The organism is Nocardia sp. 2TAF39 (assembly GCF_052114905.1).
In the GTDB taxonomy this organism is placed as follows: Bacteria; Actinomycetota; Actinomycetes; order Mycobacteriales; family Mycobacteriaceae; genus Nocardia.
In genome coordinates this window covers 1-21978 of the sequence record NZ_JBFRFQ010000041.1, presented here as the reverse complement: position 1 = coordinate 21978, position 21978 = coordinate 1, and the positions used below count along the sequence as shown (strand labels likewise).

Genomic DNA, 21978 nt, shown 5'->3' with positions numbered 1-21978 from the left:
GCTCGAGGTTGTTAGTCTGGTCGGTGGACGGATTGGGCACTCATGCAGCTGACGCGGCAGGGCGAAATCCGCTGAGCTGTCCGCCATCCCTCGACATGATCGCGACGGAGGGCACCGTACCGTTCGTAGACAGCACCCTTTGAGCGCTCGTCGGCATTCCGACGCGACCGCGATGAAGATGCTCGCCGCACCCCCTCGTGGCAGTACCGTCGCTGAGTTCATATTGTTCATGGCGCTGAGCGGGTGACCAACCTCCGGATCAGCCCAGCTCTTCCCCGGCAAACCCGATCGCCTTGTGGTGGTTCCCACATCGAGGTGCTGGAATCGGACATCATCCTGGGCGTACCGTCATGGCTGTGAACGACACGCGCACCACCTGGTCCGCCCGATTCGATTCGGCCCCGATCGTGGTCGAGGATCTCGGACTCATCGACTACCACGCCGCCTGGGACCTGCAGCGCACCATCGCCGCGGAGCGGGCCGAGGGCAGCGGATTCGATCATCTGCTGCTCCTCGAACACCCCTCGGTGTACACCGCGGGTCGCCGCACCGAGGCCGAGGACCTGCCGATCGACGGCAGCCCTGTCGTCGAGGTGGACCGTGGCGGCAAGATCACCTGGCACGGCCCCGGCCAGCTCGTCGGCTACCCGATCGTGCGCCTGGCCGAGCCGGTCGACGTGGTGAACTACGTGCGCCGCCTCGAGGAGGCGCTGATCACCGTCTGCACCGGCCTCGGCCTCACCTGCGGCCGGGTCGAGGGTCGCTCCGGTGTCTGGCTGCCCGCAACCGAGCTGTACGCCGAACGCAAGATCGCCTCCATCGGCGTCCGCGTGCAGCGCGGTGTCGCCCTGCACGGCTTCTCGTTCAACTGCAATTCGGCCATGGACGGCTTCCAGGCCATCGTCCCGTGCGGTATCCGCGACGCGGGCGTCACCACGCTCACCCGCGAGCTCGGCCGCGAGGTGACCGTGGCGGAGATGAAGCCGTCGGTGACCGACGCGATCATCCGCGCCCTCGACGGCGAACTGCCGGTAACCGAGCACAATATCGCCCGCGTCACACCGGCGGAGACTGCCCCGCAGCCGCCGACCGCGACGGCGTAAGGTCGCTGAAGTGACCTCAGTCGACACCCCGACACCACACAGCGGAGCCGCAGCCGAACCTGCCGCGACACTCCCTGGGCCCTCCGTGGCTACGCAAGCTACCGCCTCCGGGCCCGAAGCTCGTGCCGCCAACGGCCGCAAACTTCTGCGTATCGAAGCCCGCAACGCGGAGACCCCGATCGAGCGCAAGCCCAAGTGGATTCGCACCCGCGCCACCATGGGCCCCGAATACTCCGAACTCAAGGGCCTGGTGAAACGCGAAGGCCTGCACACCGTCTGCGAAGAAGCAGGCTGCCCCAACATCTTCGAATGCTGGGAAGACCGCGAGGCCACCTTCCTCATCGGCGGCGAACAGTGCACCCGCCGCTGTGACTTCTGCCAGATCGACACCGGCAAGCCCGCCGCGCTCGACCGCGACGAACCGCGCCGGGTCGCCGAGAGCGTCCAGGCCATGGGCCTGCGCTACTCCACCATCACCGGCGTCGCCCGCGACGATCTGGAAGACGGCGGCGCCTGGCTCTACGCCGAAACCGTTCGCGCCATCAAGGCTTTGAACCCGAACACAGGTGTCGAACTCCTCATCCCGGACTTCAACGCCGACCCCGACCAGCTGGCCGAGGTGTTCTCCTCGCGCCCGGAGGTGCTGGCCCACAACCTCGAAACCGTGCCCCGCATCTTCAAGCGCATCCGGCCCGCGTTCCGGTACGAGCGCTCCCTGGCGGTTCTGACCGCGGCCCGCGAGGCCGGGTTGGTGACCAAGTCCAACCTGATCCTCGGCATGGGCGAGACTCCGGAGGAAGTCACCCAGGCAATGCGTGACCTGCACGAAGCGGGCTGCGACATCCTCACCATCACCCAGTATCTGCGGCCCTCCCCCCGCCACCATCCGGTCGACCGCTGGGTGAAGCCAGAGGAGTTCGTGGAGCACTCGAAGATGGCCGAGGAGATCGGTTTCGCGGGGGTTATGGCCGGGCCGCTGGTCCGCTCCTCCTACCGGGCGGGTCGGTTGTACGCCCAGGCGATGGCCCACCATGGCCGCGAAATCGCACCGGAAATGGCGCATTTGGCAGAGGAGGGAACGGCGTCGCAAGAAGCCAGTTCCGTCCTCGCCCGTTTCGGGAGCTGACAACGCCGAGTCGAGTGCCGCTGATCGTGCTGTCGGCGGCGCGCAGATTCACCGACCGGCCTTCCGGCAAGCTCGCGAGGTAGCAGCCGGTCTTCTGCCCGCACTCGCGGCGACCTTCGTTCGTTCTTGTCGTCGCTCGCGCCGTCGTGGGCGGCTCTTGCAGGGCCGCATCCGGCAAGCCGGTCCTTGCCGTGTGGCGGGCCGGACCCGGCTCGCGCTCCGCGAAACGAGTCCGGATCGGGCGACCATGCAAGACCACCGTCCAGACACCAGCACCTGTCTTCGCAGAGCCACCTCCCCGCGCCCGCACATGCCGGTTCGGAATTCTGCGGTGATCAGTTGAGTATCTTCTGCACCGCGGTGAACGCCATCAGGCCGAAGAACCCGACAAGCACGGCGCTGATGAGCCAAGTGAACCGCATCCAGTTCAATCCTGGCCATCGCGGCGGTTTCGGGCCGATTGCACCTGGCCACATGCGCAGCGCAGGGGGGCGGTAGTAGACGGGTGTTCGGCGCCCGTCAGTTACCGGAACAACGGTGTCGGCGAATCCGATGTCGAACGCCCAGCCACTCATGAAGTTCCGGAAGAACCAGCGGGTCTTCCCCGTGCAGACCTCGATGTGGTGTAAGCCAGGGGCCACAGGAACCTGTGTCGTGCCCCAGGAGACATCTGGCACTTCGATGCCGTCTACGTAGATGCGGGGCTTGGTTGTCGCGTACAAGTACACAGCCATCCACCATCGGTAGTACGAGGCGTCAATGACGATCCCTGTCTCCCCCGGCTCCGGGTGGTAGGCATCCACCGGGTCGTTTGCGGTGCCATGTTTCAGCAGAAAGCCGTGCGGGCCCACGGTATTCGGCTCCGGCGTTACATAAGAGGCGGCCGCTTCGCCCGGATGTGATGCCGACGATCCGTACCGGTGCGGCTGAAAAGTGTTGGGCGTCAGGCCACCAGGCGGCACATAAGGCTGCGGGGTTGGAGCGCCGAAGCCTCCCGGGCCGGGCTGCGGCGGCGCGAAAGGGATGTCTCCGGGCGCCCCGGGATACTGCCCCGGCACATGCTGTTTATCCACGATCGGTTTTCCCTTCGAGTCTGTGAAGGCTGTTTGCGCGAGTCTGTGAAGGCTGTTCGCGAGGTATGGCCGCGAACAGTCGTACGCCGAAGCACGCGCTACGCGGGCTGCTGTTCTTCCTCCGGGCCGAGCAGGGCGGAAATTACAGCGGTAACCGCCCCGGTGAGCATGTTCAAATCCGTGAAGGCATCTGCCATATCGCGGAGCAGCATCGAGATTTTCAAGCCGTCACGGGCGAATCTCGCCAACACCGCATAGATGACATGCGGAGTAGCGGCAAGGGCTGTCACTGTCAATTCGAAGGTGTACCCGATCAGCGCACCGGCGAGGCTGGTCAGGATGTCCTGCACCAGCTTGCGGTAGACCGCGACGATCTCCGATGCCGTCTTCATGGTGGCGCCGAGGCCGGCAGCCACCCCGCCCGCTGCGAGAACTTTGTCGGTCAGCTCCGCGGCCCGAATTCGGTAGGAGTCTCCCGCGCTACCGGTCCACGTCGCTATGTCTCGCTCCAGCCCCGTTTTCCACGTGCTGCTCATGTCGGTCAGCGCTGTGGAGATGTTGGTCCAGGTATCGGAGTAGCCCTTGACCATCTCGCCGTTTCCGGCGAGCCCGTCGAGTATCTTGCGGTAGTACTCGGCGTGGGTGAGCATCCACCCTGCGATCTGATCTCCCACGAATCCGAACGGGTCTGAGGGCACATCCTTCAAGGTCGTACCGAGGGCGATGCCACCGGTTATCGCATTGAGCGTGTCGCCCTTCCGCAGGTTCGAGTACGCTTCCCAGGCATCTCCCGCGATGGTGCCCTGCACAACCCCGGGGACACCTGTCTCTTCGTCCTTCGCGAGACCGACGTTCGACAGGAAGAAGACGTCTTCCTGGAAATACTCCTCCCGATAGTCCGTGTGCTCGGCAATCAACGGGTTGTTCTTCGGCTTGGGCCGGTCGTCGAAACCGGGAGTGTTCTCGTTGAGCCAGTTACCGATCCCCGTGCTCACTTCGCACCTTCCTGTGCGTCGGCGATGGTTTCCAGCAGCTCGGTCAGTGAGTTACCGAAGGAGCCGTCGGTGTCTTCGAATGTCGCTGCGACAGTGCGTAGTTTGTCGGGCAGCACGGCCACATCCTCGGCCAGTTTGCGGATCACGTCGATGGTGTTGCGGTGATTGTCGTCCAACACCAGCTTCACCCACGGACGCGGTATCTCTCCGTAGCCGTCGTCCGCGGCGCCCAGGTACGTGGCAGCCTCGAGCGACAAGGTCAAACTTTGCATGAGCTCTTGCACTTTCGCGGCATGATCGCGCACTTCGTCGGGATCCACCGAGAACGCATCAGGATTGGTCATGATTACACCAGCCACGACTTCCGGTAGTACTCCTCGTCGGGGTCCGGCTCATCCGGGGTGACGATCTGTTCGCGGTTGGGTTTACGGCTGCGCGCCGTTGGGGTAGACCCACCCGACGAAGGCGCCGCGGGCCCAGGCTGCGTCGAGGAGTGGACGGGCGGCACCGGCGGCGGCGCAAACGGAGGCGCCGGCGCGGAATACTCCGGCGGCGTTGTCTCAGTAGGCTCGGGATCCGGAAACTGCTTGGCGAATCGCTCGACAATCGCCGCGCCTGCTGCATCATCACCCACCATGTCCTGCACCATCTCGGTCACCTGCGCGCGCAGCTTCGCCTGGGCCCGCCGCAGACAGGACATGATCTCGGCGGAGACGACCGCCGGATCCATCCCCCGCGTGCTCGCCGACAAGTTGATGGCGATGGGTACGCCATTGCCGTCAACGGTCACACTGACCCGCCCGCCACTGCTCGACTCGGTGGCCGCGAGCGCCGTCATCCGGCCCTGCAACTCCTGAAACCGGTTCGCCTGACGCTCGAAATCAGCTGCCATCTGCGCGAAGTCCTCCACCACACGGCTCGGATCGAATCCCGCCATCAACACTCCTTCGTTCGTGACTCTCCTAGACCGACCGAGCCGATGAGCACGCCGCTCCGCAGAACCCAACCAACGTCACCGGTTGCAGTCATCGACCTACCCATCACTGACGCGACAGCGTCCCGATCGGTTCCCACGAATGCGATATTCGTGGTCTCCGCAGGCGAAGAGCGGGATCTCAGAACGGATGCGAGCCCCACACATCTCCCTCAGGTCAGCAGATCGCTGTGCCTGCGAAGCGGTGGAGTCGTTGCGTTCGAGTGCACCGTTATCGCCGAAAGGCGAAATATACGGTGTCGCACAGACTTTCGACAACATACCGAAATACGCACGGTTGCCGATTCGGGCCCGGGCACTGGCACACTCCGGACATAATCAGTCCACAAACCAAGATCGAAGGGGGAGGTATGGCGTCCGAAGACGGCAGCTGGCTGATACGAGTTCGTACCGGCGGCGACACGCTGAGAGCCGAGCGATTGACCCGTGAACTCCGCGATGAACTCGATGCGGCAGACGGTATCGCCGCAGGATTCATCGAAGGGGGCGCGGCACCGGCCACCGGTGACCGCAAGGGGGGTGTCGATAGCGACCTCGTGCTGTGGGCTTCTGTCTCCGCCCCTGTCGCGGCCGCCGGGGCACGAGTCCTGACCACGCTGATCAAGGAGTGGTGCGCGCGCGATCGACATCGCCGAGTCGAACTCACGTATAAGGGAAACTCGGCGATCATCGCCGGGCAGTCCGCCGATCAACTCCAGCAGATCGTGGAACTCTTCGCTTCCGCCGGAGATGCGAACGATTCCGACGATCCTGCGCACGGTCAGGAAGCCAGCACATCGTGACCAGAGTCCTCCGACGCAGAGCCCTGCTGATCGGCAATGAGCACTACGCCGACCATCGCTTCGCACCCCTGCCGTCCGTGCGCGCTGACGTGTCGCTTCTGGGGCAGGTTCTGTTGAATCGACAGATCGGCGCCTTCACCGAGGTGCGTCCCGTCGCCGACTGCACTGCCGAACGGATGTGCAACGAGATCGGCGAGTTCCTCGAGAGCTGCGACGACGACGAGTTGGCGCTGGTGTACATTTCCGGCCACGGCACCCGGCTGGTGCAGTCCAACTCGGAATTCCAGTTCATCGCGACAGATACCGATTTCGACCACGTGGCCACGACCGGTGTCGGCGCCGAGTTTGTCAACGCCCAGCTCGAGCAGTGCGTTGCCCCGCAGAAGCTCTTGATGATCGACTGCTGCCGCAGCGGAGGTTTCGCGCTCGGGTTGCGTACTGCCGATCGAACTACCAAGGGAACCAGCGAGTTTCGCGAACGGCCGCCGGTGGAAAGCCGTGGCGTCTTTGTGTTGTCGTCCTCGCGGGCCGGCGAAGACTCGTTCGCCGGGTCTCCCGACGCCGCCGTGATTACGCCGTCGGCGTTCACCGGTGAGATCGTCGAGGCACTGCGCAACGGGGATGCGGCCAAGCCGGAAACGGGCGAAGTGACAGTCGACGACCTGTTCGACTACGTGAACCAGCGGATGCGGACGCGCGCCGTACAGGTTCCGGTCAAGTCCGCTGTGCTTGTCGACGACCGCATCGTCATCGCGTCCCGCCCACAAGGTCCGCCTACTCTGACGTCGGTCCCCCGACACACGGATGCCGAACGCGATTCGGCGCGGGCAGCGGGCGGGGCGAAGGCGCCGTCGCACCCGACTTGGCCGCAACTGTTCGCGTATTACCGAAGCTGCCTGAGTGTCGGACATGGCGCGATGCCCATGTTGTCGGTGGACGACCACGGCGTGTCCCATGTGTGCTTGACCGGCGCGGAAAGGTTTCTGTCCGGAGACCTGGATGCCGACCATCGTGTCGCGGTAGCCGCCGAGACCGCGGATCTCGTCGAGCAGGCGACCGGGGCGGACGACGAACTGTGGGCGGGATATCCGGCCGTGGTGCTGCAGAATCAGGGGAGAACCCGTAACCGGACCCGACACAGGTTCGCGCCGCTGCTCGTGCGGCGGGTCGAGGTCGTGCCCACCGAGCACGGGGTGCGACTCGAGCCCACCGGCCCGGTGGTCGTTCATCCCGGCCTCGTCGAGGAACGACTCGGAGAAGGCACGTCGACCGCATTCAACGAGCAGTACCGTCCTACCTGGCATGTCGGCCAGCATGCCTTGATGGCGAACGACATCGGAAAGGTCCTGACCCAGGAACTGGAGATCGAGTGCGTGCAGAAACTCCGGCCCGATGATCTGGCCGATTGCATCGATGCCGATATCCCCCAAGACGGAGCCAGAAACGCCGCGGTGCTGTTTCGCGTGCCCCGCAGCGCCAGCCCGGCAGCCAAGTTGCTGGGGGACTTCGACGACATCGAGCAGCAGGTCGACAAGATCGGACGCACTGCCCTCGCCGCACTCTCGCCCGATCCCAGGGAACGAAACGCGCACCCGCCCGAGACCAGACCCTTCCAACTGGCAACCCCGTTGCCGTGCAACGAAGCCCAAGAAGCAGTACTCCGGGCGGCGATGTCGCAGCGCTTGACCATCGCCACCGGGCCGCCGGGCACCGGCAAGAGTCAGCTGGTCACGAACCTCGTCGCAACCGCGGTCGCCAACAACCAGACCATTCTGGTCGCGTCGACGAACAATCAGGCCGTCGACGAGGTCTGGGACCGGTGCGAGAAGCTGTCCCCGGGCAGCATCATCCGCACGGGCAACATCGAGTACCGGAAGGCCGCCGGTAGATCGCTACGCGCATTGCGAGAACTCCCTGCGCCCGAGGGTAATTCAGCGACCGTTGCCACGGCCTTGCGCCGTGCCGAGCAGACACTCACCGCCCAGCGCACACTGCTGCGCGACGTCGCGAAACTGGAGAGCGTGCTCCTCGATGCCGGTCGAGCACGGGAAGCGTACGCCGCGCGACTGCGGCTATCGGTCACCGAGCTGATCTCCCGGCTCGGACAGGCCCGCCCGGACTCGGTCGCCCGTAAAGCCGAGCGCACAGGTCGAGCCCGCCTGTTCCCTAAAGCTCGGCAGACTCGGTTACTGCGCCGCTGGGGAATATCCGAATCCGGAATATCAGCCGCGGAGGGGTGCGCGGCGCTCGCCGAGTTCGCCGCCGCAGAAGATACGTGGCGCACCACACGCGGACAGATCGACAACGTGCCTGAGGATATCGAACTCCTCAACGGACTCCACGCCGCCGAGTACGGGGTTCGCCAAGCCTCCACGATGGTGCTGGACAACGCTGTCCGCTCCGCCGCCAGACGCGGACAGCGGGCGATCGCCGACCTCATAGATGCGAATGAGGGCGGCCGCACGTGGAAGGCGCTCAATGCCGCGCTCCCCGTAATCCGCGCATGGGCAGTGAGCGCGCTCTCGGCCAGATACTTCACGCCGTCGCCTGCCCTGTTCGACCTGGTTGTCATCGACGAAGCCAGTCAGTGCTCGATCCCGCAGGTGCTTCCGCTGCTCTTCCGGGCCCGCCGGGCGCTGATCATCGGCGACCCGATGCAGCTGCCGCACATCGCCGAACTCGACGCCGACGAGGAGGCCCGGGCTGCCCGAAACTCCGGGCCGAGTCTTGCGTGGCTGGAGAGCCACCGCATGTCCTACCGCCGCCACTCCAGCTTCCGGGCCGGTGAACGGGCCGCGGGCGGCCACCTCCTGCTCGACGAGCATTTCCGGTGCCACCCGAGCATCGCCGAACTGGTGAACGGCTTGTTCTACGACGGTCGGCTCACGGTGATGACCGATGTCCGCGGGCGTCCCGTCATCGCCGACCGCGCCGCGATCCACTGGACCCATGTCCCAGGAGCAGCACAGCAACCGCTCTCCGGCAAGTCCTGGCTCAACCGGGCTGAAGTGGACAAGGTCGTCACCGCCGTAAAGTTTCTGCTCCAGCCGGGACGGATGGCCGAGGACACCACGGTGGGTGTAGTCACTCCGTTCAAGGCACAGGCCGACGTCATCCGGCAACAGCTCGGCCAGGAATTCGACCACGTGCGGGTGGGCACCGTACACACATTCCAGGGCGGCGAGTGCGACGTCATGATCTATTCGCTGGTCGCCACGCCCGATATGCCTCGGGGCTCGGTCAACTGGATCGACAGCCAACTCAATCTGTGGAATGTGGCCATCACTCGTGCGCGCTCCCACCTCATCATGATCGGCAATCGTGACCTGTGGGCGCAGCGTCGGATCGGAATCGCCCTGCTGGACTCCGCCGACAACGGAACGGGCGAACCAACCAGCAGTACCGCTTTCGACGAACTACACGACCGTCTCTTCGATTTCGCCAGCCGCCGCCCAGGGGCGAAAGTCGAACTCCGGGAAACGGTTTGCGGACACCGCACCGACGCGATACTCCACTGGGACGACGGCGCCAAGACAGCGATGGTGTTGGATGCCGGTGCGAGCGAAGGACAGGATCACGCGCGTCATCTGCGCCTGATGCTCCTGCGGCGTGGACTCCGAGAGGACCCGTCCGGCCGCATCGCTGCCGTCCGGCTACCCGCGTGGCGTCTTTACGACACCGTCGACGACGGGTTCCTCAGTCGGTGATTCGTCGGCAACCTGGCCGCGCTCGAGCCAACGGATGCGGCAAACGACCCGCCACGTCGACCATCAAGCCGTCCGCACAACTATCAGGCTCAAGGCCGCCCCGGGTAATCGTAAACTAAGATCGCTTCTTAGTAAGAAGATATCTTAGTTTGAGGAGGTGCCGCATGGAGTTCACCGGAAGAACTACCGACCTCAACCTGCTCGCTCGTCAGCTGAACTCGGTGACCGACGGCACCGGCAGCACCCGCGGGCGTGCGGTCATCGTGACCGGTCGCCGACGCGTCGGGAAATCACGGCTCGTCCAGGAGTTCTGTGATCGGTCGCACCGCACCTATGTCGTCTTCCAGGCAACCCGCGGCCGCAATCCAATCGCTGAGCGGGAGGAGTTCACTGCCACGATCGCTCAGTCCAACCTAGGGGGCGGAGAGCTTATCAGCGGGTTTCAGGCAGGCGACTGGAACCAAGCCCTGCGATCTCTCGCGATCTCTGCCCCAGACGACAAGCCCTGTATCGCTGTCATCGACGAGGTGCCGTGGCTAGTCGAAAAGGATCCGGAGTTCGAAGGCGCGTTGCAGACGGTATGGGATCGCTACCTCTCGGCCAAGCCGGTCCTTCTGGTGCTGGTCGGCAGCGATATCTCGGTCATGGAGGCCCTTGGGTCGCGCGATCGCCCCTTCTTCGGGCGCGCTACGAAAATGACCGTCGAACCGCTGCATCTGGCTGATGTGCAAGCTATGACCGGCCTCAGCGCTGCCGCCAGCATCGACGCGCTGCTGATCACCGGCGGGTTCCCGGAGATCGTCCAGTCGTGGCGTCCGGGAATGAGCCGGACGGACTTCCTTCGCGACGCCGCGGAGAACCCGCTCGCCTCGCTGCTGGTCGCAGGCGAGCTATCGCTGCTCGGCGAATTTCCGGAGGGTATGCGAGCGCGCGCAGTCCTCGAAGCCATCGGCAGCGGAGAACGGACCTTCAGCGCCATCGCCGCACAGGCCGGTGGCGCGAACGCACTCCCCGCGGGAACCCTCAATCCGCTGCTGAATATGTTGCGGGACAAGCGAATCGTAGCCAGCGATCTACCGCTGTCCACGAAACCCGACACCAAGAACAAGCGCTACCGCATCGCCGACTCCTATCTCCGGTTCTGGCTGGCCTTCCTGCAACGCGGCATTCCACTCATCGAACGCGGCCGCGGCGATCTCGCGCTTGCCCGCATCGAACGCTCGTGGACCGCCTGGCGCGGACGTGCTATCGAACCGTTGGTCCGCGAATCCCTGCTGCGCCTACTGCCGAACGATCGATGGCCCGAAACCGAAGCGGTGGGCGGTTGGTGGAACCGACAGAACAACCCCGAAATCGACCTGATCGGCGCCGACCGCGAACCCATTGCCAGCGCAATACAATTCGTCGGCTCCATCAAGTGGCTTGAAGACCGACCCTTCGACCGCCACGACTACGACGCACTGGCTCGATCCCTGCTCACGGTGCCCGGCGCCGATCACAAGACCCCCCTGGTAGCTGTCTCCCGATCTGGTGTGGCGAAGAGGCTTCCACTCGCAATGCATTGGGGTCCAGAAGATCTTGTTCGAGCATGGCTGTGATGAGCTATCGGAACCCCCATCCATATTGAGGTCAGGCCGCTCGTTCGGTCAGCCTGAATTGTCCCACCTGCTTCACTTTTCGGCATCGCGCTGGGCAAGGACGGAATTTTCCTGCTCGAAATCCGTTACAGCATCCAGGAATTGGCTCGTTGCCGAAGTCACGAGCGGCGAACGCTACCAGGGTGCCGACGACGCCTATCACCCTGGACAATTGAGCCAGGCAGGACGATGGGCCATGTGCAAAGATTCCGCCCACCACGACGAAACGTCCTCAGATCGCGTCTCATGTCGTTTCGACGTCGCAGCACTCGCCCCGCGTGTATGGTTACTGCCGCCCGCGATCCAGGCGGACCTGCGCCACCAGGGCACGGTGGTCCGCGCCTGGTAAGCCCACCGGCTCCACCGAGACCGCGCGCCCCCCGGCGACGAGAATATGGTCGATACCGACCAGGGCAGGCCACCACTTGTCGGTCGGATAGGTGACCAGGTGCCCGGCACCCGCCTGTTCGACAGCGTCACCGAAACGCCCTGACAACATCGCGCGGTACTGCGCATGATCGTAGGTCGCGTTGAAGTCGCCCCCGACGATCGCCGACCGAGTCGATGGCGACCGCTCGAGAATTTCATGCAGACGGGACAATTCGTCGGCCCACACCTGTGTGCCGAATACCGGTGGCACCGGATGGAAGGCGTACACCGTGACCGGTCCGGCGCCCGGGATGTTTGCCGTCGCCGAGAGCTGGTTCAGCACGAACCCGTCGTACTCGACTGTTTCCGACAGCGGGTAGCTGCTCCAGATTCCCGTCCCGGTCGCGGTCCTTCCCGGGGAGAGATACCGGTGCGGCAATAACTCGTCGAGCCCGGCCCGGCCGAGATCCTCGACCGCGGCAGGTGTGAGTTCATTGACGGTGAGCAAAGCGATGTTCCGCGCGCGCACCTGGTCGACCAGCGCCTGAGGGTCAGCTCCGTCGAACAGAAGATTGGCCTGCATCACTACCACTGCATGTCCGTCGTCGCCCGATCGACTGACATACAGCGGAGCTTGGGTCCACATCGCGGTGGCAACGACAACGATCGCCACCCCCGCACCGCTCCAATGCCGGATGGCTACAAAGGCCACCGCCCCGACGAGCGCGGAACCCATCAGGTACGGCGCACCCGAAGCCGCCAAGACCAACATTCGCCACCACGACTGACTGAAGTGCAACGCGACCCCGGCAGCTCCTGTCAGTGTCGCAATCCATGCGAGCAGGCCGACACCATTCCGAATCAACTTCGACATCACACCCCACAGACAAACACGAGCCCCGCAAACGGCCGAGGTGAGGTGGGGCCACGAGAGACCTCGGCTGGGTCGTCCCGCTCAACGGAATGAGCGTGCCCAGCCTCCCGCTCCAACGCGATAACGTTCCCGCGTCCGCTCCATGCGGGGACCGGCCATACGACACGCTGCCGCACACTTCGTGATGGCCGCCGATCGACCAGAGGCCAACAGCTGAACTCTGAGATCTTCGGCAATGTGGGCTCAGGCAGAAGAGGAAGACCATGAATTCTCCGCTCGTATCGGCAGCGCTCCCTCTGGCTTTGGCCGTGATCATGTTCGGATTGGGGCTTTCGCTCAGCGTCGGTGACTTCACCCGCATCGCACGGAATCCGAGGACCGTCGCGATCGCGCTGGCTTGTCAGGTGCTCGTGCTGCCGGTAGTCGCGTTCGGCTTGGCCCTTCTGTTCGACCTGCCGCCAACCCTCGCCGTCGGCACGATGCTGCTCGCGTCGTCACCGGGTGGGACGACGGCGAACCTGCTCAGTCACCTGTTCGGCGGCGATGTCGCACTCAATGTTTCTCTGACAGCGATCAATTCGATCATCGCGGTGGCTACGGTGCCCCTGGTGGCGAACTTCGCCATCGTTTACTTCGAGCCTGGAGACGGTGCGAGCGGGTTGGGCCTGCAGTTCGGCAAAGTCATCCAGGTGGTCGCAATCGTCCTGGTCCCGGTTTTGGTCGGCATGCTGGTGCGACGGCTGTCCGCCGACTTCGCCGACCGGATGGATCGCCCGGTGCGTATCGGCTCGGTGCTCGCACTTCTCCTGGTCGTGGCTGGAGCCATGTTCGGCGACGTCGGCGACCTGCCTGGATACATTCTCGACGTCGGAGCCGTTACCTCTCTGTTCTGCCTGATCAGCCTGACCACCGGCTACTTCGTTCCGCGATGGCTCGGTATCGACCAGCGCCGAGCAATTGCCTGCTCCATGGAAATCGGCGTCCACAACAGCGCAATCGCAATCACCATCGCGATCAGCGTCCTCGACAGCCCCGAAATTGCCGTGCCCGCAGGGGTTTACGGCGTGCTCATGGCCCCACTGGCAGTTGTCGTCGGTTGGCTCATCACCCGGCGGCATGCCCCTCTCGTCGCGAAGTCCAGCTAGTTGCATGAGAGCGCTGCTCGGAAACTGCTGTCGAACCGTGCCTGCTGCAACGCCGCTTGACCCTGACGTTGCGTAAGGCTCGACGATGTCGTCATGACCGACAATTTCCCCGCTTTCGATATTAGTCCCGTTCCCGTCCCCGCGCTTGACGCCGTGCCTCCGGAACTTTTCCGCGGCCTCTACGGAATGCCGATGTTCGTTACGGTGCCGACGGCCGATCTGGCCGCGTCGGCGGACTTCTGGGGCCGCGGACTCGGGTTCTTCGATCTGTTCTCAGTCCCCGGCCGGATCACCCACCTGCGCCGCTGGGCGTTCCAGGACGTCTTGCTTGTGCCGGACGGACGCCCTGCCGGGGCGTCGGCACTGAGCGTGAGCTTCTCATGCGTGCTGAGCCAGATCGACCAGATCGCGGCCGCGTGTGCGGAATTGCTACCCGGCTGCACGACGGGGCCGCGGCGGATGCCGTGGAACTCGGTGGAGCTGGAGATCGTCACCCCGGAGAACACCCGGGTGATCATGACGGCAGCGCGACCGTACGATCCGAACAGCGTAGAGGCCGAGCATCTGCGGGCCATGGGAATCGAGGCGCCCGAAGAGTGATCAGACTGTAGCTGTGGGGACCTCGCACGGAATGGGTGTCGGAGTGGACGGTGTAACGAATCGAACCTTCGACGACGCCACAGCAGGCGCTGGTCTCACTGTCGGTGCCGTCGCAGCACTAGTAGGTGTCACGATCCGCGCTCTTCATCACTGGGATGCGCTCGGGCTCGTCCGTCCGTCCGCACGTACCGACACCGGCTACCGGCTGTACGCTGCCGCGGACCTTGCCCGTATCCACCGGGTGCTCGTCTACCGTGAGCTGGGTGTACCTCTCAACGACATCGGATTATTGCTGGACGCGCCGGCAACCGATGCGATGGCATCTCTGCGCCGGCAGCGCGACCAGCTTCGCGAGCGGGTAGCTCATCTGCAGCACATGAGCAACGCGCTGGACCGCATGATCGAAGCCAGGGAGTCCGGCATTCTGCTGTCGGCCGAGGAACAGGTAGCGATCTTCGGCCCGCACTGGCAGCCATCATGGGTCGAAGAAGCACGCGATCGCTGGGGTGACACCGCCCAGTGGGCGCAGTACGCCGAACGCTCCGCAGGCAGGACCGCCGAGCACTGGCAACAGATCACCGAAAGCGTCGATGCACTCAACGCGGAACTGGCCGCAGCACACCGCGCCGGGGTGGCCCCAGGAAGCGACCAGGCCAACTCGCTGGCCGAGCGGCACCGGGCATCGATCGCCGCCTACTTCGACTGCACGCACTCGATGCACGTCTGCCTGGGACGCAGGTACGCTGCCGTTCCAGGATTCGCCGCTTTCTACGACGACATCGCGACCGGCCTGACCACCTGGCTTCGCGACATCATCGACGCCAATGCGCGCGCCCACGGCATCACCCCCGAATCAGCGACATGGGTCTGACAGCGTTGCCCACGCGGTTGTCGGGCGTGAAAGGCTCGGACTTCGCCGAGTCTCTGTACATCCGATGAGGGTCCTCCGTGCGCCGCTGGCTGCTTCGGCGGCGAGATATCGACGCCGCGTGCGAAGTCAGGTGTTCCGTGCGGACTGCTGGTGGCTCGTGGCCCAGGAGGAGGCGAGGATGCGTAGCGCATCGTGGGAAGGGCTGCCTGGTTCGGCGGTCAGGACGACGAGTTGCTGGTCGGGGTCGATGCTGGAAGCGAGGGTTTCCCAATTGAGGGTCAGTTCGCCGGCTACGGGGTGGCGGAAAGTCTTGGTGCCGACCGTGTGGGCTGCGACGTGGTGGGCGCCCCACCACTGGCGGAAGTGCGGATCCTGCACCGACAGCTCCCCGACGAGAGCGGCCAGACGGGGATCATCGGGGTACTCGGCCGCTTGCATCCGCAATTGCGCGACGGCGGTGTGGGCGACGTTTTCCCAATCCACATACAGCGTCCGCATCGCCGGATCGGTGAAAAGAATCCGGGTATTGTTTCTGTCCTTCTCCGGAATAGCCGCGTAATCGGTAATCAGGGCGGCAGCCAGAGAATTCCAGGCGAGAATGTCCGTGCGGCGGCCCAGGACAATCGCCGGTGTGGCGGTCAGGTCGTCCAGCAGGCGCTGCAGGGTCGGCTGCACCTTCTGCACCACGCGCCGCGGCCGGGTGTGGGTCTTTCCCGCGAGTTCGAACAGATAGTCGCGCTGGTCGTCATCCAGATGCAGTACCTCCGCCAGGGTGGACAGGACCGGCCCGGAGGCTTGGATGCGGCCCTGCTCCAGGCGGGTGTAGTAGTCGGTGCTGATAGCAGCGAGCTGGGCGACTTCCGCACGGCGCAAACCCTCGACCCGCCGCGGGCCGCCGGTGTCGGGTAGGCCAACGGTGCGCGGGCTCAGCTCGGCCCGACGGGACTTTAGGAACTCGCCCAGCTCGTCACGGTGTGCGTTGCGAGTCATGCCTGCCAGTGTGGCACCGAATCCAGCAAAGCTGGGGAGGAGAATTTTACCCCTGGATATTTTTACCCAGGAAGGAATTCTGCCCTTTGCCGGTAGTGGTGAGGGTGCGAAAGTCGATGACATAGACGCGCATCATTACCCGACATTCGGTGCCGAAGACGGCGCCTGGAAGGAATTCCTCATGAGCAAGGTCGTTATCGTCACCGGTGCCGGACGCGGTCTGGGCACGAGCATTGCCCGCGCGGCCCTCGCAGCCGGTCACCAGGTCGTGGCCACCGGCCGCCGCCCCGAGGATGTCGAGAACACCCTGGGCGGACCGCAGGACAACCTGCTGGTGCAGAAGCTGGACATCACCAGCCTGGAAGACGCGGAGTTGGCCGCGCAGGCCGCAGTCCATCGCTTCGGCCGGATCGACGTGCTGATCAACAACGCCGGGAACTTCTTCGCCGGCTACTTCGAGGAGATCTCGCCCGCGCAGATGCGTCAGCAGATCGAAACCAACCTCTTCGGCCCGATGAACGTCACCCGCGCCGTCCTGCCCGTCCTGCGCAGCCAGCGGCACGGGCACATCATCACCATCTCCTCCTCCGCCGGCGTGATCGGCCAGGAATTCTGCGCCGCGTATGCCGCCTCCAAGTTCGGCGTGGAGGGCTGGATGGAGTCGCTGCGCTACGACGTCGCCCCCTACAACATCCGCACCACGATCGTGGAGCCCGGCTTCTTCCGCACCGAGCTGCTGGTGGACTCCTCGACCACCTGGCCCGAGCTCTCCATAGACGACTACGCCGAACGCACCACCTCGACGATCGAGCCATGGAAGAGCATGAACGGCCAGCAGACCGGCGACCCCGCCAAGCTCGCCCACGCGCTGCTGGCCATCGCCGACCAGGACGAGCCGCCGCTGCGCTTCGTCGCCGGCGCGGACGCCATCGAAGTCGTCCAGGCCAAAGCGAAGGAACTGCTGGCACAGGCACAGGCCTCCCGCAAGCTGGGCGAGAACCTGGCATACGCCGACACAACCTCCTGAAACGTCCGAAGCCACACCCGCGCTCGACTTCTCAGCGCCGACCTACGGCCGGCCCGCCGCCCGATGTCATCGCCACGGCCGAGTTCGACCACTGCGAGCCGCAGGGCGACACCTCAAACGCGAAAGTACGACAACTCCCGACTTACTTGAGGTTATGGTCAATAAAATATAATACAATCCACTATAACTGCATTTCTCGCGCCGAAGGAGGTCTAGTGAGCTGGCCATCGCATCGCGTCGAAACGCGCCTATGGAACCCCCGGCACCGACAGGGCAGCCGAGCCGACCGCACCCTCGAGCACATCGAGCTTTCGATTCCACCGCGCATCGCTGCCCTCGACTACACGCCTGCAGGCGCGGTCGCACGCGCACACGAAGATGCGGTGATCGCGGTCGCGCGGCTCGAGGCGGGCTGCGGCGAGCACCTCGCGCCATTCGCCGACTTCCTGCTGCGTAGCGAGTCGGTAGCGTCGTCGAAGATCGAGCACATAGATGCCGGTTGGCGAGCGTTCGGCAAAGCGTTCGCCGGCGGAAAGTCCAGCGACGAAGCCCAATCCCAGCTGGCGGCGGGGCGGACGTTGGCCGCCCTCGTCGGCACGGCCGCACACGGTCCGATCACGCTCGAAGCACTGCTCGAGGCGCATCGCCTGCTGATGGCCCCCGACTACTACACCGCCCGTGACTCCGGGGCGCTGCGCGAGGTGCAGAACTGGATCGGCGGCAGCGACTACACGCCGATGAACGCACTCTTCACACCACCACCACCGGAACTCGTTCCGGAACTGATGACCGACCTGCTTGCGTTCATCGCACGCACCGATCTGCCGATCATCGCGCAGGCCGCGATCGCACACGCTCAGTTCGAATCCATCCATCCGTTCACCGACGGCAACGGCCGCATCGGACGCGCCCTGATCAGCGCGATTCTGCGACGCCGCGGCCTGACCCGACGGGTCACGGTCCCTCTCGCATCAGCCATGCTCGCCGACACCAACCGCTACTTCACCCAGCTGAACGTCTATCGAGAGGGTCGCGCCGACGAATTCGTCGAGTACGTGGCCGTAGCGACAATCCACTCCAGCGAGGCCGCACAGGATTCCGCACGTGCGCTAGCAGACCTGCCCGAGCATTGGCGCACGATTGCTCGCCCTCGGGCCAACTCCACGGAAGAGGCGGTGCTCGCGGCACTGCTCGATATGCCGATCTTCAGCGCGGACACGGTGCAAAAGATCACCTGCACAACAGATGCCAGCGTCTATCGCGCACTGGGCAGACTGACCGAGGCAGGCATCCTCGAGGTGCTGTCGGAAAGCAAACGCAACCGCATCTGGGCCGCTACCGACGTGCTGGCCGAGCTCGACGCGCTCAGTACCGCAATCGGCAGGCGCACCACCGGACACGTGTAGACGGTACCGCCGAGCCGCATTCAACCTGTTCACTGCCGTCCGCCGATTCCGGCCGCAGCCCTCCCAGGTCGGCTGGCCGCGGCGCCAATGATCGGCAGCTTCCGCTGACAAACGCAGCATTCGCCCCTCTCCGCACTGGGAAATCGGGTCGTTCGAAGCCGAAGTAGCATCCTTGCGACGAAGCAACTGTTCGGTGTTCCCAATATTGTCGCGCGAATGTCGTGTTGCCTCGAATGTAGCCAGATGAGGAAGGCGCACGAAACTTGGACCGAGAAGCATACCTGAATGAGCTCGTCGACGAGATGTTCGGCGATAAGCGACCGGATGAGGTCGCGCCTTGCCCGTTCACCGATACCGAGATTGCCGAGCTCGAATCGAGTGACGAACTACTCGTCTATGTGCCGGCCGGACTGTCGTCACGGGAATTATGCGAGCTGTTCGGTATCCAAGCGAATATAAATTTCGATGTCGAAGCTAATATGATCCGCACCGTCATGGTGAACGAATCGCATTGGTTCGTCACTTCCGCAGCCAAGGTACCGGAACTGATCGGAAGCAGCGGAAAATACGCGAAGCGTGAATATGACGACGAGGGCCTCCACGGCCTCGATCTGCGGCGGTACCTGTGTTTCTGTGCCGCCTTCAAGGCTCGGAACGGCACTTTTCCGGATCAGACCTACTGGACCTTTCTGCTCTCCGGAAGTTACGACCGCAGTGGCATTTCGATCGTAGGTTTCGATGCCTGGGGAAATTTGTCACATCACGGATGGATGCGGAATTTCGAGGCGAAGTTCTGCGGCTCACGCTATGCGGTCTTGGCGCCGCGCATCGAGCTCCTTCCACAAACCGTCGGCCTGCCACGCGCCCGCAGGGGTGTGCACGGCAAACACGGCGGCGACGAAGCAGGGTTGGATCGGCGCCGATGATGGTCAGTGCATTCGACGAGTGGCGAGACCTGCTCGGTGAACGCGCAACCACAGATACTCAGCCTTATACCGCGAACCTCACAGAGTTTGCCAGTCGACAGCTCGTGGCCGTGCTGCGGCCCGTTTCCCGCAATGAAGTGCGGCAGATCGTCACTGTCGCCGCGAGGTACCGGATTCCGCTCCACCCCATCAGCACCGGACGCAACTGGGGGTTGGGCTCCAAGCTTCCCGTCCACGATGGTTGCGCGGTCGTAGACCTGAGCCTGATGAATCGAATACTCGAGATCAACGAGGAAATGCACTACGCGGTTGTCGAACCCGGCGTGACGCAAGGCCAGCTCGCCGAGGCACTCACGCACCGCTCATGCATGCTGAATATCACCGGCTCGGGCGAGCAGACCAGCGTCGTGGGCAACGTGCTCGAACGTGGCGTCGGCATATTCGGGCAGCGCACAGTCGATCTCCGCGGCATCGAAGCAGTTCTGGCGGACGCCGAATACGTTCGAACCGGCCATTGGACAAACGACGACAACGACGCGCCGGACTGGCACCACTACCCCTACGGTAGCGGCCCAGATGTGACCGGACTTTTCGTTCAGTCGGGGTTCGGTATCGTCACAGCCGCGGTCGTCTCCCTCTACCCCAGGCAGAATGTCGCTCTGGCTCTGGTGCGTTCCACCGAAGGCGAGCTGGCGGCGCACGTCGATATCCTGGCGGAACTACGTCGACATCAACTGCTGCGCGACCGCATCGAGATCAATGGTGAAGACGACCCTCGGCTTGCTCGACTCGACCGGACAGCGCCACCGAATACCTGGCTGACCTGGGTCGCGTTATGGGGTGACGACGACATCATCGCGCTGCTTCGGAAGAAGCTGTCCACACATTTCGACGAGGTCGACTACTACACCACCGCCGACCTCGACCTTCCGGACGCCGCGCGAACGCGATTTCGGAAACTGTCCGGCGAGCCGGGCAACGAGTATCTCGACGCAATGGCGGGCCGCTCCGTCGATATGTCATCAGATTTTGCCCTCGATGACGATCCGGAATTCCCGGGTTTCGTCTGCGCATTGCCCGCCGTTCCTTTCGTCGGTCGGCATGTGAATACCGCCGTCGCCATTGCCCGCGCTACCGATGCGAACACCGGAATCCGGTCGTATCTGACGTTCAACAGTGTCAGCGCACATTGTCTGGAAGGGTTCTTCCGGGTGCCGTTCGACCGCGCGAACAACATCGAGGCCAGTGCCGCCCACCAGTGGGTGGCACTGGCGCAGGAGAGGTTGGTCGAAGCGGGATTCCGCCCGATGCGCACCAGTATCGACACCATGCACTACTCCAGCGGGCATCAGCGGATGGCGTTGTTGTTGAAGAAGGCGGTGGACCCGTACGGGCTGATCTCGCCTGGGCGGTACCTGCCACGAGATGAACAGACATGATCTCCGGCTTCGACCGGTTTACATTGCTGGGAGTTGTTCTCCTTGGACCACTTCGATGTCGAGGTCGAGTTTGACGGTGGTGCCGATGGCGGCTACTCCGGCGCGTACGACCGCGTTGTAGTCGATCGCGAAATCGTTGCGGTGCAGGAGTGTTTCGGCGTGGAACGCGGCGCGGACACCGCCCCAGGGGTCGGCTCCGAAACCACCGAATGTCACATCCAGCTCGATCGTGCGACGCTGCCCGTGCAGGGTGAGCTCACCCGGCATCACCCAGGTGTCGCCACCGGTACGGCGTAGCCCGGCGCTGGTGAAGGTGATCATCGGATAGCCCTCGACATCGAGGAACTCCGGTGAACGCAGGTGATTGTCGCGCATCGAGACACCGGTATCGATACTGGCGGCCTTGATCTCGGCGTGGCCGGTGGACCGTTCGAACGGTTCGGCGATATCGATCCGGCCGCTGACCTCGGCGAAACGTGCCTTGATACTGGCGATTCCCAGATGACGGGCGGTCGCGATCACCGTCGAGTGCACCGGATCGATCGTCCACGGCCCCGGCGGCGGTAACGCGACCGCGCCCGCCACCGACGCCAGCACGATCTCGCCGAGCACGCCCGTGCCCGCCGAGGAGATGTGGGCGGTCCGCGCCACCGGCTGATAGCCGGGGGCGGTGCACACCGCGGTGTGCACGCCCGCGGGCAGCGCCTCGGTGACCACCGCCCCGCTGGTGTCGGTGAGCGCGCGAGCGATCTGGCGTCCGCTCAGGTCGGTCACGGTCAACACCGCGTTCGCCACCGGCCATCCCTCGACGGTGCGGACGCGGGCGGTCAACCCGGTCATGACCGGTCCTGCGGCTCGTAGCCGAGCCGCACGTCGTGGGTGAGTTCCCCACCGGACACGGTGACCTGGCTGGT

19 protein-coding genes are annotated in these 21978 nt (G+C 64.4%); 12 read left to right on the top strand and 7 right to left on the bottom strand.

Annotated features, from left to right (window positions below):
* Positions 1–350 precede the first annotated feature (350 nt).
* The gene (lipB, locus tag AB4Z47_RS22955) at positions 351–1103 is read left to right on the top strand and encodes a lipoyl(octanoyl) transferase LipB (protein WP_441953383.1); all 753 of its coding nucleotides are present in this window, start codon (positions 351–353) and stop codon (positions 1101–1103) included.
* A 10-nt stretch (positions 1104–1113) separates the two neighbouring features.
* A complete protein-coding gene (gene lipA / locus AB4Z47_RS22950) occupies positions 1114–2229 on the top strand; it encodes a lipoyl synthase (RefSeq protein ID WP_441953382.1) in 1116 nt (371 codons plus the stop codon).
* 335 nt (positions 2230–2564) lie between these two features.
* Here lipA and AB4Z47_RS22945 read toward each other — a convergent pair whose 3' ends face one another.
* The 4 genes from AB4Z47_RS22945 to AB4Z47_RS22930 form a co-directional block, all read right to left on the bottom strand.
* A complete protein-coding gene (locus tag AB4Z47_RS22945) occupies positions 2565–2963 on the bottom strand; it encodes a hypothetical protein (protein ID WP_441953381.1) in 399 nt (132 codons plus the stop codon).
* Between the two features lie 437 nt (positions 2964–3400).
* Positions 3401–4297 carry a hypothetical protein gene (locus tag AB4Z47_RS22940; RefSeq protein WP_441953380.1) on the bottom strand — a complete coding sequence of 299 codons (897 nt, stop codon included), beginning with the start codon at positions 4295–4297 and terminating at the stop codon, positions 3401–3403.
* A complete protein-coding gene (locus AB4Z47_RS22935) occupies positions 4294–4641 on the bottom strand; it encodes a hypothetical protein (RefSeq protein WP_441953379.1) in 348 nt (115 codons plus the stop codon). Before AB4Z47_RS22935 ends, AB4Z47_RS22940 begins: the two co-directional genes overlap by 4 nt.
* Positions 4642–4643: 2 nt before the next feature.
* The gene (locus AB4Z47_RS22930; protein ID WP_441953378.1) at positions 4644–5234 is read right to left on the bottom strand and encodes a YbaB/EbfC family nucleoid-associated protein; all 591 of its coding nucleotides are present in this window, start codon (positions 5232–5234) and stop codon (positions 4644–4646) included.
* Positions 5235–5641: 407 nt separating this feature from the next.
* On the opposite strand from AB4Z47_RS22930, the gene AB4Z47_RS22925 reads away from it, so the two are divergent.
* From AB4Z47_RS22925 to AB4Z47_RS22915, 3 genes are all read left to right on the top strand, one after another.
* Positions 5642–6073 (top strand): hypothetical protein, encoded by a 432-nt coding sequence (locus tag AB4Z47_RS22925; protein WP_441953377.1) that lies wholly within the window; start codon positions 5642–5644, stop codon positions 6071–6073.
* Positions 6070–9780, top strand: coding sequence for a caspase, EACC1-associated type (locus AB4Z47_RS22920; protein ID WP_441953376.1), 3711 nt, complete (start codon positions 6070–6072; stop codon positions 9778–9780). The genes AB4Z47_RS22925 and AB4Z47_RS22920 overlap by 4 nt, the downstream gene beginning before the upstream one ends.
* 164 nt (positions 9781–9944) lie before the next feature.
* On the top strand, positions 9945–11378 hold the full coding sequence (locus AB4Z47_RS22915) for an ATP-binding protein (protein WP_441953375.1): 1434 nt from the start codon (positions 9945–9947) through the stop codon (positions 11376–11378).
* A gap of 325 nt (positions 11379–11703) precedes the next feature.
* Here the strand turns inward: AB4Z47_RS22915 and AB4Z47_RS22910 are convergent, their stop codons facing one another.
* Positions 11704–12558, bottom strand: coding sequence for an endonuclease/exonuclease/phosphatase family protein (locus tag AB4Z47_RS22910; protein WP_441953374.1), 855 nt, complete (start codon positions 12556–12558; stop codon positions 11704–11706).
* A gap of 365 nt (positions 12559–12923) precedes the next feature.
* On the opposite strand from AB4Z47_RS22910, the gene AB4Z47_RS22905 reads away from it, so the two are divergent.
* The 3 genes from AB4Z47_RS22905 to AB4Z47_RS22895 all read left to right on the top strand — a co-directional run bounded on the left by AB4Z47_RS22905 (position 12924) and on the right by AB4Z47_RS22895 (position 15276).
* Positions 12924–13805 carry a bile acid:sodium symporter family protein gene (locus AB4Z47_RS22905; protein WP_441953373.1) on the top strand — a complete coding sequence of 294 codons (882 nt, stop codon included), beginning with the start codon at positions 12924–12926 and terminating at the stop codon, positions 13803–13805.
* Between the two features lie 93 nt (positions 13806–13898).
* Entirely contained in the window at positions 13899–14405 is a 507-nt protein-coding gene (locus AB4Z47_RS22900) for a VOC family protein (RefSeq protein WP_441953372.1), read from the top strand.
* Between the two features lie 43 nt (positions 14406–14448).
* Positions 14449–15276: a MerR family transcriptional regulator gene (locus AB4Z47_RS22895; protein WP_441953371.1), complete on the top strand. Its 828-nt coding sequence runs from the start codon at positions 14449–14451 to the stop codon at positions 15274–15276.
* 126 nt (positions 15277–15402) lie between these two features.
* Here the strand turns inward: AB4Z47_RS22895 and AB4Z47_RS22890 are convergent, their stop codons facing one another.
* Positions 15403–16266, bottom strand: a complete 864-nt coding sequence (locus AB4Z47_RS22890; RefSeq protein WP_441953370.1) for a helix-turn-helix domain-containing protein — start codon at positions 16264–16266, stop codon at positions 15403–15405.
* Here AB4Z47_RS22890 and AB4Z47_RS22885 point away from each other — a divergent pair.
* The 4 genes from AB4Z47_RS22885 (at position 16265) to AB4Z47_RS22870 (ending at position 21064) form a co-directional block, all read left to right on the top strand.
* Positions 16265–17293, top strand: a complete 1029-nt coding sequence (locus AB4Z47_RS22885; RefSeq protein WP_441953369.1) for an SDR family oxidoreductase — start codon at positions 16265–16267, stop codon at positions 17291–17293. The two genes, AB4Z47_RS22890 and AB4Z47_RS22885, sit on opposite strands and share 2 nt — an antisense overlap.
* 215 nt (positions 17294–17508) lie before the next feature.
* Positions 17509–18699 carry a Fic family protein gene (locus AB4Z47_RS22880; protein ID WP_441953368.1) on the top strand — a complete coding sequence of 397 codons (1191 nt, stop codon included), beginning with the start codon at positions 17509–17511 and terminating at the stop codon, positions 18697–18699.
* 479 nt (positions 18700–19178) lie between these two features.
* Positions 19179–19625 (top strand): hypothetical protein, encoded by a 447-nt coding sequence (locus AB4Z47_RS22875; RefSeq protein WP_441953367.1) that lies wholly within the window; start codon positions 19179–19181, stop codon positions 19623–19625.
* Entirely contained in the window at positions 19622–21064 is a 1443-nt protein-coding gene (locus AB4Z47_RS22870; RefSeq protein ID WP_441953366.1) for an FAD-binding oxidoreductase, read from the top strand. The genes AB4Z47_RS22875 and AB4Z47_RS22870 overlap by 4 nt, the downstream gene beginning before the upstream one ends.
* Before the next feature lie 18 nt (positions 21065–21082).
* Here AB4Z47_RS22870 and AB4Z47_RS22865 read toward each other — a convergent pair whose 3' ends face one another.
* The gene (locus AB4Z47_RS22865) at positions 21083–21904 is read right to left on the bottom strand and encodes a YceI family protein (protein WP_441953365.1); all 822 of its coding nucleotides are present in this window, start codon (positions 21902–21904) and stop codon (positions 21083–21085) included.
* Between the last annotated feature and the right edge of the window lie 74 nt (positions 21905–21978).